This window comes from Nioella ostreopsis (assembly GCF_004000255.1).
Classification (GTDB): domain Bacteria; phylum Pseudomonadota; class Alphaproteobacteria; order Rhodobacterales; family Rhodobacteraceae; genus Nioella; species Nioella ostreopsis.
Window position 1 is genome coordinate 110,810 of sequence record NZ_RCIQ01000007.1, and the last position, 11,563, is coordinate 122,372.

The window sequence follows — 11,563 nt, forward strand, 5'->3', positions numbered from 1 at the left end:
ATGTGCTACCGCAGGCAGAAAGCAGACCAAACGTGGCTTTTCTTATGTGTCAGATATTATGTGTCATTTCTTGCATATTCCGTGCCCTGCTGATTGTCCCCGGTACTCAGGAACACGGTCAGCTCGTTCTGATGGGCACGGGTCATCGGATCGGGCACCAGGCCGATCCGCATCGCCAGGGCCGCAAGGTCGGCACGATTGCGGCAGCCGGTCTTGCTCTGCAGGGCGCTGATCCTCTGGCGAACCGTTGAAATGGACACGCCAAGCCGGGCCGAAATCTCCTTGTCGGTCATGCCCGCCCCGACGGATTCGACGATCTCGCGCTGCTTCTCGGTCAGCTTGTTGCGTTCCATGAATTCGGTCTTGAACAGCTCCATATGCCGGATATGGGCATAGAGCGCACAGGCATGCAGCACCCACCCGTGCTGCGCCATCAACTCCTCGAACACAGCCCTAGGCAGATCGGCGGCCAGCATCATATGCGCGGCCTGCCCCGGATCGGTCATCCGCATGGGAATCGCAATGCCGCTGCGCCCGCCATATTTCTCGGCTGTCTGTTTCAGCAGAAAGGCCCGCTCCTCATCCATGTTGTGCATGAGGTCGTGATACTCGTATCCGGTCAGGACCGGTTCCAGACGGTTGATCGAGTGCAGCCGAAAGGTCGATTTGCGCCGCACCCGAGTGTCGGTATTGGCAAAATCGATCCAGCTGGAATCCATCGTCGTGCGGATGAACTGAACCTTCTGCCAGTTCTGGTAATCGGTGGCGATCACGTAATCGACAAGCGTGATCCCCTTGCGCTTCGCCAGATCGACGAAAAGCTGCCAGACCTCTTCAGAGGTGGCCGTCTCATTCAGGGCCGTCACAAAGGTAAGAATATCCTGCGGAAGAACCGTGCAGGGTGCGGCATTCAACTCGGAACTCTGGGTCAAAGGGATCCTCATCTGATCTGGGCCCATTGCGTTTTCGAAATGCGTTTGGGGTCAAAAACGGAAGAGTCTCATAGGACGCCCCGCGCTTCAAGACACCGCGCATGTGGTGGCTGGTCGCTCCCATACGGCTGGCAGCCGGGCACCGCGCATTGCTTACGGCTCCCCCTGCAACCGACACTGATCAGGAGGCCTCGGACTGCGCCAGTTTCGCAATGCTGGCCGCGTCCAGCAGTTCCACGTTTCCGCGCGTCTGCTTGATCCAGTCGCGGCGCTGAAACTCCGACAACTGGCGTGAGATCACCTCTCGTGCGGTGCCCAGTTCGGCGGCCAGTTGCTGATGCGTGGCCTTGACCGTCTGCCCCTGCTTCAGGTCCAGCAGCTTCTGTGCCAACCGGATATCCATGCGTTGAAAGGCGATGTCCTCGATGACGTGAAACAGGTCGGTGATCCGCTTGGAATAGGCCGAAAAGACGAAGGTGCGAAACTCCTTGGACTGGGAAATCAGGTCGTCGAACACCGAGCGCGGAATCGCGGCGGCCTTGATGTCGGTCTCGGCTACGCCCTCGGCGCTGTAATCCTCATAGGCCAGCAGGCAGGCCGTGGTCATGACACAGCTTTCGCCCGCCTGAACACGATAAAGCACGATCTCCCGCCCGTTTTCCGACAGTTGCTGCACGCGCACCGTGCCATCCAGAAGAAACAGCAGGTTTTCCGGCGAATTGCCGGGGCCGAAAATGACCGTGCCCTTGGGCATCGTGATCACGGTCGAGCGGGCATCCAGAATGCTCCGGATGCGCTCGGGCAATCGGGACAGCCCCTGAAAGCGGGAAATCCAGTCTTCGCTCATCTCTCTGGGCCTTCCCTCATTGACCGTGCCAAGTCTGCCCCCGCGGAACGCCGCGTCAAGCCTTTCCGGCGGGACTAGCCGAATGCCCCCGGCTTGATCATAGTCAAGGCAGCACCGACACCTTCTCAGATAACGGTGGACCATGCCCATCTCAAGACGCAGCATAGAGGCTGGACACGCCGCATTCGAGACAAGGGGTCTCACCAAGACCTATGGCGAGGGCGAGGCCGCCGTTCATGCGCTGCGCGGCGTGGATCTGACCATTCCGGCGGGGGAATTCGTGGTTCTGCTGGGGCCGTCAGGGTCGGGCAAGTCCACGCTGCTCAACATCCTCGGTGGGCTGGACAGCGCCAGCGAGGGACAGGCGTTTTTCGGTCAGGAGGAGCTGACCGCGATGAGCGACAAGGAGCTCACGCAATACCGGCGCAATCATGTGGGCTTCGTCTTTCAGTTCTACAACCTGATGCCGTCGCTGACCGCCGAGGAAAACGTCGAACTGGTGACGGAAATCGCCCGCGATCCGATGACCCCGGCGGAGGCGCTTTCTCTGGTCGGGCTGACAGACCGCATCACCCATTTTCCCGCGCAGCTTTCGGGCGGCGAACAGCAGCGGGTGGCGATTGCCCGCGCGATTTCCAAACGGCCCACGGTGCTGCTCTGCGATGAACCCACGGGCGCGCTCGATTCCACCACCGGGCGAGAGGTGCTACGGGTCTTGCGCGATGTGAACCAGGAACTGGGCACCACGGTGCTGATCGTCACCCATGCGGCGGCAACCGGGGCGATGGCTGACCGGGTCATCAGTTTTGCCGATGGCGCAATCCGTGACGTAACGCTCAATGACACCAAGCTCGACCCGAAGGACATCCATTGGTAGGCCCGCTGACCCATAAGCTCTGGCGCGACCTGTGGCGCATGAAGGGACAGGCCGCCGCGATTGCCGCCGTGATTGCCGTGGGGGTGCTGCTGCTCGTCATGCAGACCGGGCTGGTGACCTCGCTTCAGGAAACCCGCGACGCCTATTACGACCGCTACCGCATGGCGCAGGTCTTCGCCCCTGCCGCCCGCGCGCCCAACCATCTGGTCGAGCGCCTGGCAGAAATCCCCGGCGTCACCGCCGCCTATGGCCGGGTCACCGGCAGTGCGCTGATCGACGTGGACACCCGCGCCCTGCCCGTTCAGGCGCAGGCGATTTCGCTGCCCGACCGCGGGGAACCGCCCGTGAATGGCTACCTGCTGGTTGATGGCCGCCATCTGGACACGCGGCAGGAGGATGAGATCCTGCTGCTGGAAAGCTTCGCAGCCGCCCATGATCTGCATCCGGGCGACCGGCTGTCGGCCACGATGAACGGCGCGCGGCGGCATTTCCGTATCGTGGGCCTCGCGCAGGCGCCCGAATTTCTCTACGTCGCCGCGCCGGGCGAGATCATTCCAGACGATGCCCGTTTCGGGGTGATCTGGATGAGCCGCTCTGCCCTCGCCGCCGCCTATGACATGGAAGGCGCGTTCAACGAGGCACTTCTGACCCTTGGCCGCAGCGCGCGGGAGGCCGAGGTTCTGGCCGCCGTGGATCGCATCCTCGACCCCTATGGCGGTCTTGGCGCCTACGGGCTGGCCGATCACGGCTCCGACCGCTTCGTGACCGAGGAAATCGCGGGCCTGCGCGCCACGTCGAAATCCGTGCCGCCCATCTTCCTCGGGGTTGCGGCCTTCCTGCTTTATATCGTCATGACCCGCATCATCCAGTCCGAACGCGAGGAAATCGGGCTGATGAAGGCTTTCGGCTATAGCGACCGCGAAGTGGCCCTGCATTACCTGCGCATGGTGCTGGTGATCGCAGGGGGTGGCGCGGTCATCGGCGCTTTGCTCGGCATCCTCGCAGGCCGCTTGCAGGTGCAGGTCTATCTGGAATTCTACAAGTTCCCCTTTCTGGTCTTCCGCATCGACCCCGCCGCGTTGATCTGGGGCGTGGGTCTGTCGATGCTGGTGGCTTCTCTTGGCGGGCTGATGGTGCTGGCCCGCGTCTTCCGCCTGACGCCCGCCGCAGCCATGCGCCCCCCCGCCCCGGCCGACTATTCGCGCACCGGCCGCATCGGCGCGGCTTTCAACCGGTTTCTCGACCAGCCCTCGCGCATGGTGTTGCGGCGGATCACCCGGCAGCCTGTCCGCATGGCGGGCAGCACCGTGGGCATTGCCTGCGGCATGGGCCTGTCGGTGGCGATGATTTCCCTGATGGCCAGTTTCGACGGCACCATCGAACACACGTTTTCCGTGGCCGACCGCTCCGATCTCAATGTCAGCTTCACCCATGCGGTCAGCGAGAGCGCGATTTTTGCTCTGCAACGAATGGAGGGCGTGATCGAGGTGGAACCGATCCGCCATGTCCCCGTGGTCTTCCGCAACGGGCTGCACAGCTATCAGGGCGCGCTTTCGGGACTGGTGCCGGACGCGCGCCTGTTCCGGGCGCTCGACAGCGATGACCGCGAAATCGCCATGCGTCAGGACGGCGTGATCCTTGGCGCGGCCCTGGCGCGCATTCTTCAGATCGAGCCGGGCGACCGGCTGAGCGTCGAGATGCGGCAGGGCCGTCAAGAGGTGCTGGACCTGCCCGTTGTCGGCATCGCCGAAACCCGTATGGGCGCGCCTGCCTATATGGAACTGACCGCCATGAACCGCGCCATCGGCGAACCGGGGCGGGTGTCGGGCGCATATCTGCGGATCGACACCTCCCTTTCCGATGACATTTTCGAGCGATTGAACGACATCCCCACCATCGCCGGGGTCAGTCTGAAATCCGACAGCCGCGAAGCGTTTCAGCGGATCATGGATACCGGCGCAGGCGCGGTGCGCTATGTCATGGCCTTCATTGCAGGCGTGATCACCTTTGGCGTGGTCTACAACGCCGCCCGCATCGCCTATGCCGAACGCGCCCGCGATCTTGCCAGCCTGCGGGTCGTAGGCTTCACCCGCGCCGAGGTCAGCTTCGTCCTGCTTGGCGAACTGGTCGTCGTCACCCTGCTCGCGATCCCCATCGGATCCGGTTTCGGCTTCGGTCTGGCCTGGGCGGTCAGCGAGGCCTTTTCCAACGACATCTACCAGGTCTCCGCCTATCCCGACCCCAGTTCCATTGGTACGGCAGCCGTTGCCGTGCTGGCCTCGGCGGTGTTTTCCGGCTGGATGGTCAAACGCCAGATCGACAAGGCCGACCTTGTCCTGGCCCTGAAAACGAGGGAATAATTCCGCATGGCCCGCAGACGTTCCAGACTGCCCCTCACCCTTGGCGCGATTGTCATCGTGGCAGGCGCCCTGACCGCCGCCTTCTGGCCGCAACCGACGCTGGTGGATCTTGGCACCGTGACGCGTGGGCCCATGATGCAAACCATCGACGAGGAAGGCCGCACACAGGTCCGCGATGCCTATGTCGTCTCCACCCCCGTGGCCGGGCGGCTGCTGCGGGTCGAGGTGGAGCCGGGCGATCCCGTGACGCGCGGCGAAACCCAGGTCGCGGTGATGGAGCCGCTGAACCCCGCCGCACTCGACATCTCGTCGCGCGAACAGGCCCGCGCCGCCGTTGCGGCCGCCGAGGCGGCGTTGCGCGTGGCGCAGGCCGACCGCAACGCGGCACTGGCCAATCAGGAACTTGCTCAGGCCGATCTGGAGCGGACCCGCACACTCGCCGCAAGCGGAACCGTTTCTCAGGCCGCGCTGGACCGGGCCGAACGCGCCGCCCGCGCCGATGACGCCACCGTCGACACCGCCGAGGCCGCGATTGCGATGCGAGAGGCCGATCTCGACATCGCGCAGGCCCGCCTGATCAGCTTTGACGATCAGGGGCTGTGGGGCGCGATTGCCAATGACGACCACGCCATTCCACTGATGGCGCCTGCCGATGGCACCATCCTGCAAGTCATCCAGCAAAGCGAAACCACCCTTGGCGCGGGCACGCCGATCATGGAGATCGGAAATATCGAGGGCGATCTGGCGGTTTCCGTCGCGCTGCTCTCCACCGATGCGGTTCAGGTCAGCCCCGGCGACCGGGTGATCATCGAAAACTGGGGCCAGCCGGTCCCCCTGCCCGGTGTCGTGACCCGAATCGACCCGTTCGGCACCACGCAATATTCGGCGCTCGGGGTGCAGGAACAGCGCGTGAATGTGCAGGTCGATTTCACCGGTCCCGGTGAGGACCGGGAGGGTCTGGGCCATGGCTTCCGCGTTGAACTGCGTATTGTGGTCTGGGAGGATGAAAACGCGTTGATCGTGCCCTCAGCCGCGCTGTTTCGGGCGTCCGGCGGGTGGGCCGTCTTCGTGGTGGAAAACGGCACCGCGATCACGCGGGCAGTCGAGATCGGCCACAACAATGGCATCGAGGCAGAGGTTCTGTCCGGCCTGTCGGAGAATGAGACCGTCATCCTCTACCCCTCGGCGGCCCTGTCCGAGGGACATTCCGTCGCGCAACGGGTGGTGAACTGAGCGAAGCTGCACGGGGACGGCCTGCTCGAACGCGAGCATAGCCATTGCGATCCAGGCTGGCCGCGATCCGTGACCCGCTTCGCCACAGACCCATGTCTGGCCCAGAGGCATGAGACAGGCCCGCGCGGGACGACAGACCTCCCCGGTTGCAGGTCAGCGGAACCGTCGGAACGTGTCCTGCGCGGCAGGGCCATCGCAATCTTCCGCGAAAAGCGTGCTCGCCTCGGCATCCATCGCCTCGGCCTGCGCCGCCATATCGGGACCGAAGAAGCGCTTCACCTTGCGCGCGGCGCTTTCGGGCAGCATGGCGATGCGCATGGCTGCTCCCTTGGCGGACTCAAGCGCCTTTTCATCCCAGGTCAGCCGGTCAGCCACCCCGGCCTTCACCGCATCCTCGCCGTTGAACTCTTCGACGCCCAAAACGATCAGCTTTGCCTGCGCCGGGCTAACCCGCGCCAGCAGGGGGGCCATGCCCCAGGGCGGAAAGAACCCCTTGGGCACTTCCGGCATCGCCCATCTGGCCGAGCGCGCCGTCACCACCAGATCGCAGGCCGTGGCCAGCACGAAGCCACCGCCCAGGGCATGCCCCTCCACCGCCGCAATGACCGGAACGGGATGGGCCGAAATCGCCCGCACCGCAGCGGCCGTCGCCGCCTCATGCGCCACCCGCCCGTCCCGGTCGAGCGCCGCCAGTTCCCGCAGGTCGCTGCCCGCGCAAAAGCCTCTCCCGGCCCCGGTCAGAATGACCGAACGGATGGCGTTATCCTCGGCCAAAGCGGCCAGATGAGTCTGAAGGTCCAAGGCGGTCTGCGTGCCCAGAACATTGCGGCGCGCAGGTTTGTTGAGTGTCAAAATGGCATAAGTATCAAATGTTTCGCAAAGAATTCTGGTCATCAAATCTCCTTCATATCTATTTCGCCAAATCGGGTTTCGTCCGCGAAAAACGCGGCGCAGGGGCCGGTTCTATCACATTTTCGCGCCGAATGAACGCCTTTCGTGCCAGCGCATGGGGATGATCCGGCGCTTCCCAGAACGGCAGGACCGGGGCGAAACAGGCGTCCGTCCCTTCCAGCAACTCGCACCAATCGGCCTGCGTGCGGGTAGCGAAGAGCGCGGCCAGTTCCGCCTTCAGCGCGGGCCAGCTTGCCCGGTCCATATGCTTGTCGAGCCAATCCGCAGGCAGCCCCGCCTTGTCGATCAGCACTTGCATGAAGGGTTTCTCGATCGCCCCAACCGAGACGAACAACCCGTCCGAGCAGGCATAACAGCCATAGAAATGCGCCCCGCCGTCGAGGAAATTCGCCCCCCGCTCCTCGGCCCACCAGCCCGAGGCGCGCAGGGAATGGAACATGCTCATCATCAGCGACGCCCCATCGACCATCGCCGCATCGACGACCTGCCCCCGGCCCGACCGCTGCGCCTCATAGACTGCGGCCATGACGCCAAAGGCCAGGAACATCGCGCCGCCGCCATAGTCGCCCACCAGATTCATCGGAACGGGCGGTGGCGCGTCCGGCTCCCCCATCGGGTGCAGCGCGCCCGCCAAGGCAATGTAATTCAGATCATGCCCCGCCGCCTGCGCCAACGGCCCCTCCTGCCCCCATCCGGTCATGCGGCCATAGACAAGGCGCGGATTGGCCTGCCAGCAATCATCAGGCCCGAGCCCGAGCCGTTCCATCACGCCGGGGCGGTTGCCTTCGATCAGCACATCGGCGGTCAGGATCTCGTCCAGCACGGCGGCGCGGCCCGCGCGGGTCTTCACATCAACTTCAAGAAACCGCTTGCCCCGTCGGCATATATCATGCGGCAGGTTGATCGAGACACCGCCGGGCCGGTCGATGCCCACCACCTCGGCCCCCATATCGGCCAGCAGCATGCCCGCGAAGGGTCCGGGGCCAAGCCCCACCATTTCCACCACTTTCAGGCCCGCGAGTGGCCCGCCGCGCTGTGTTTCGCTCATCCCGTCCTCCGTTGTCGCCGCCAGAATGGCGGGCGCATCCGTGGGGTCAAGCGGTCAAACCGCCCCGCCGATGGCCGCGCGCCGGTCGGTCGAGGGCGTCACCCCGAATTGCCGCAGGTAGGTCTTTGAAAAACTGCCCGAGGTGAAGCCGAAATCATGGGCGATATCCTGCATCGGACGACGCCCTTGCCGCACCTCGATCCGCGCGGCCTCCAGCCGCATTTCCCGGTAAATCGGCGCGGGCGTATCGCCCAGTTCCCTCTCGAAAAGCCGCTCCAGCTGTCGCTGCGAGAGGCCGAGCGACAAGGCCAGCGCCGCGACGGACACAGGCCGGAAGAGGTTCGCACGCATGATCTGCAACCCCGCAACCACCACCTTGTGCCGCGTCGCATAGCGTTCCTCCAGCGGCAGCAGCTGTGACCGCGCGGCCTCGGCGCCCCGGTCGGCGGGCGACAAGGGCGTGGCATCGGCATCAGGGCTTCGGTCGATCGCCAGATCATAGCGCATCAACGCCGCCACATGGGCCGCCCGCGCGGTGGCCACCTCCGGCGTCCAGACGAAGGGCGCATCGGTCAGCGCCGGTTTGCGCCGCATCCCCTCCATCGCCGCGGCGGTTGCGGGATTGACCGACAGCTCCAGCCCCTGCGGCAGATCGAGCTGCGCCAGCAACCACACCCCGCCGCCCACGGCCCAGATCCGCCCGCCCTGCCGCCGCGCCCGGCGCAGTGCCGCCAAAGCGCCCTCTCGGTCCATATCCGACAGGGCCAGCCCGCTGAACACCACCAGCGCATCGCCCGGCTCCATTGGCGGCACCGGCCCGCCATGGGCCACATGCACGCCGCTATCCCCCGGCACCGACGCGCCCGAAAGTGCCGTGGTCTGGAAATTCACCCCCGCCTCGGTCAGCACGGTCGAGGCCGCGCCCAAAGCGGCCAGGTCAAAGCCGGGCAGCAGCAGAAACCGATAGGGAAGCGCGTTGGTCATGGCGAAACCCTACCCCGTTGCCCCGCCCCGGGATAGTCCGGGTTGATCCCGACGCGAAAGACGGGTCATCTTGGGGCCAGACCCATTCGCAGGATTCCCCCAATGCAGACCGTTTTCGTCCAGATCCGATGCAAACCCGGCACCACCTATGACGTGGCCTTCAATATCGTTCTGAAGGAAATCCATGCCGAGCTCTACTCGACCTCCGGCGAATATGACCTGCTGGTCAAGCTGATCATCCCCGAGGGCGAAGACATAGGCCGCTACATCAACGAACGCCTCTGCGACGTGCCGGGGATCGAGCGGACCCTGACAACGCTGACCTTCAAGGCGTTCTGAAGGGCGGCTGCGGGCCGCCCATGCGCGGAATGCTCCAGATCACAGGCGGGCGCTATTTGAGGCGTCGCACGCCAGGCGGATGTCGGCCCCAAGCCCGCAGGGACCACTGTGGCTTCCGCAAAATGAGCTGACTGGTCGGGGGACATACTGCGCCCCGGATGGTCCTTAGAGCTTGCCAACGTTAGATTATTCTTGACCCCGGCACTTGTGCGAAGGCAACGTCGGCCCTGAAGGAGATTGGTCCATATGGTTACCATTATTGCAGCCGAAACGCCGAAGCATTTGCAGGATTTTGGCGTTCTGGCGCGTGAGTTTGCGTCATGGGCAATGGCATCCTTTCACAAGGACACGTCCGCTCCGCCTGCCGTCTTTGCAAAGTTGGAACAGGAGCTTTCCAACCTGCCGGGAAAATATGCCGCGCCGGAAGGTGCTTTGTTCATAGCCTATGAGAACGGTGAAGCCGTGGGCTGTGTTGCGGGTTTCAAAAGCGAGAGCGGTGCCTTCGAGGTGACCCGCCTTTGGGTGCGATCGGAATGTCGGGGCATGGGCGTGGGTGACAAGCTCGTGGACGCCCTGCTGAAAAGCGCTTCGCAGTCGGGCTATAAAACCTCTGTGCTTCGCAGCCGAAGCGACATGACATTCGCACATAACGTCTATCGCCGTGCGGGCTTCGTTGACGTTGACGGGAATATGCTTTTCTCGAACTTCATGGACATTGAGGTCGCGATGCAGCGGGACCTCACGTGACAGCCTGGACACAACGGTGACCCTCAGGGCTCTGCGAGGAACGCCTCCTTTGTCAGCATAGTCGGCAGTCAAACCCGTCTAGTGCGCCCTCTCCGCCTCAGTCGGCAGCCCTGCACCGCGATGGCTTAGCCTACGGCTTCCGGCGCGGCATCGAACCAGTCCAGCAGCGCCTGCAATTCCGGGGTCAGCGCCTCGGCCATGCCGCCGCAGAAGGTCTCGAAGGCGTCACGATTCAGCCCGTTCAGCCCCACCACGACCGGAATGTCCTGCGCCAGCGCCGCGCCGATGACCTCTCGGAACCCGCGGCCCTCCGCCTCCTGCTTGCCGAACTTGTTGACCACCAGCAGCCGTGTATCCCCATTGAGCCGCTGCCCCACCAGTCCTACAGCCAGTTCCAGCGCCTCCGGGTTCAGGCGGCAGCCGCGCGACCCCGGCCCAAGGTCCTGGCTGATCCGCAAAACGGGTCCAGCGGGCAGCACCTCCACATCCATGTCGCAGGCTTTCGCAGGCCCGCAATCGGTGTTGGTCTGCACCACGCCCGCCACGTCCACGCCGCGCGCCATCAGCGTTTCGGCCAGTCGGCCAAGCACCCGGTCCACATCGCCGCGCCCCGGCGACATGACATATCCGATCTTCATGGCTCCGCCCTTTCACTCCTTTGCGTCACGGCCCAGATGCGCCCCTGTCAGCGTGACGTCAAGGTTGCGCAGTTCGCCCTCGGACAACCGATAGAGCAGCCCGTGCACCGAAACCCGGTCGCCCCGCGCCCATGCGCGCTGCAGGATCGGCGTTTCAGCGAGCCGCGCGACCGCCTCGATCACGCTCAGTTCCGCCAGCCGGTCATTGCGGGCCGGACCCTCGGGAAAGGCCGACAGATCCGCCTCGTTGCGCCGGGCCAGCCGCCGCAGAGCTTCCAGCCAGTGATCAGCCAGCCCGTTGACCAGCCCCCGGCTGGCCGCCGCGATGCCGCCACAACTGGTATGGCCACAAACGATGATCTCGCGAATCCCCAGAACGTCGATGGCGAACTCCAGTGCACTGAGCAGGCTGAAATCGGTGGAATGCACAAGGTTGGCGACGTTGCGATGCACGAAGATCTCACCGGGGTCGAGCCCGCCCACCACGTTCTCCGGCACCCGGCTGTCGGAACAGCCGATCCAGAAGTAGCTTGGCTGCTGCCCTTGGGCCATGCGCTCGAAATAGGCAGGGTCCGCCCGCCGCCGGTCCTCGGCCCAATCCGAATTTCGCGCCAGCAGATGGTGCAGCATGGGAAGGTCCTCCGCC

General features: G+C 64.4%; 12 protein-coding genes. 5 read left to right on the top strand and 7 right to left on the bottom strand.

Annotation, left to right across the window (positions count from 1 at the left end):
- Positions 1–56: 56 nt before the first annotated feature.
- On the bottom strand, positions 57–944 hold the full coding sequence (locus EP237_RS09595) for a helix-turn-helix transcriptional regulator (RefSeq protein ID WP_164744677.1): 888 nt from the start codon (positions 942–944) through the stop codon (positions 57–59).
- Positions 945–1,113: 169 nt separating this feature from the next.
- Positions 1,114–1,779 carry a Crp/Fnr family transcriptional regulator gene (locus EP237_RS09600; RefSeq protein WP_127560532.1) on the bottom strand — a complete coding sequence of 222 codons (666 nt, stop codon included), beginning with the start codon at positions 1,777–1,779 and terminating at the stop codon, positions 1,114–1,116.
- 142 nt (positions 1,780–1,921) lie between these two features.
- Between EP237_RS09600 and EP237_RS09605 the strand changes: the two genes are divergently transcribed.
- Genes EP237_RS09605 through EP237_RS09615 form a run of 3 tightly spaced genes read left to right on the top strand, consistent with a single transcriptional unit; the run spans position 1,922 to position 6,249 of the window.
- Complete coding sequence (locus EP237_RS09605; RefSeq protein ID WP_127560534.1) at positions 1,922–2,656, top strand: ABC transporter ATP-binding protein; 735 nt, start codon at positions 1,922–1,924, stop codon at positions 2,654–2,656.
- Positions 2,650–5,016 carry an ABC transporter permease gene (locus tag EP237_RS09610; protein WP_206052274.1) on the top strand — a complete coding sequence of 789 codons (2,367 nt, stop codon included), beginning with the start codon at positions 2,650–2,652 and terminating at the stop codon, positions 5,014–5,016. The genes EP237_RS09605 and EP237_RS09610 overlap by 7 nt, the downstream gene beginning before the upstream one ends.
- Positions 5,017–5,022: 6 nt before the next feature.
- Positions 5,023–6,249, top strand: coding sequence for an efflux RND transporter periplasmic adaptor subunit (locus EP237_RS09615; RefSeq protein ID WP_127560536.1), 1,227 nt, complete (start codon positions 5,023–5,025; stop codon positions 6,247–6,249).
- Positions 6,250–6,402: 153 nt separating this feature from the next.
- Here EP237_RS09615 and EP237_RS09620 read toward each other — a convergent pair whose 3' ends face one another.
- The 3 genes from EP237_RS09620 to EP237_RS09630 are packed head-to-tail and all read right to left on the bottom strand — an operon-like array spanning position 6,403 to position 9,193.
- On the bottom strand, positions 6,403–7,143 hold the full coding sequence (locus tag EP237_RS09620; RefSeq protein WP_127560538.1) for an enoyl-CoA hydratase/isomerase family protein: 741 nt from the start codon (positions 7,141–7,143) through the stop codon (positions 6,403–6,405).
- Positions 7,144–7,159: 16 nt separating this feature from the next.
- The gene (locus EP237_RS09625) at positions 7,160–8,209 is read right to left on the bottom strand and encodes a CaiB/BaiF CoA transferase family protein (protein WP_127560540.1); all 1,050 of its coding nucleotides are present in this window, start codon (positions 8,207–8,209) and stop codon (positions 7,160–7,162) included.
- A 54-nt stretch (positions 8,210–8,263) separates the two neighbouring features.
- The gene (locus tag EP237_RS09630) at positions 8,264–9,193 is read right to left on the bottom strand and encodes a helix-turn-helix domain-containing protein (protein WP_127560542.1); all 930 of its coding nucleotides are present in this window, start codon (positions 9,191–9,193) and stop codon (positions 8,264–8,266) included.
- 102 nt (positions 9,194–9,295) lie between these two features.
- Here EP237_RS09630 and EP237_RS09635 point away from each other — a divergent pair, with 102 nt between their 5' ends.
- Together EP237_RS09635 and EP237_RS09640 are read left to right on the top strand one after the other, a co-directional pair.
- A complete protein-coding gene (locus EP237_RS09635; protein ID WP_127560544.1) occupies positions 9,296–9,532 on the top strand; it encodes an Lrp/AsnC ligand binding domain-containing protein in 237 nt (78 codons plus the stop codon).
- 246 nt (positions 9,533–9,778) lie between these two features.
- The gene (locus EP237_RS09640; protein WP_127560546.1) at positions 9,779–10,279 is read left to right on the top strand and encodes a GNAT family N-acetyltransferase; all 501 of its coding nucleotides are present in this window, start codon (positions 9,779–9,781) and stop codon (positions 10,277–10,279) included.
- A 125-nt stretch (positions 10,280–10,404) separates the two neighbouring features.
- On the opposite strand, the gene EP237_RS09645 is transcribed toward EP237_RS09640, so the two are convergent.
- Positions 10,405–10,917 carry a DUF2478 domain-containing protein gene (locus EP237_RS09645; RefSeq protein WP_127560548.1) on the bottom strand — a complete coding sequence of 171 codons (513 nt, stop codon included), beginning with the start codon at positions 10,915–10,917 and terminating at the stop codon, positions 10,405–10,407.
- Between the two features lie 12 nt (positions 10,918–10,929).
- Positions 10,930–11,547, bottom strand: coding sequence for a carbonic anhydrase (locus EP237_RS09650; protein WP_127560550.1), 618 nt, complete (start codon positions 11,545–11,547; stop codon positions 10,930–10,932).
- Positions 11,548–11,563: the final 16 nt, after the last annotated feature.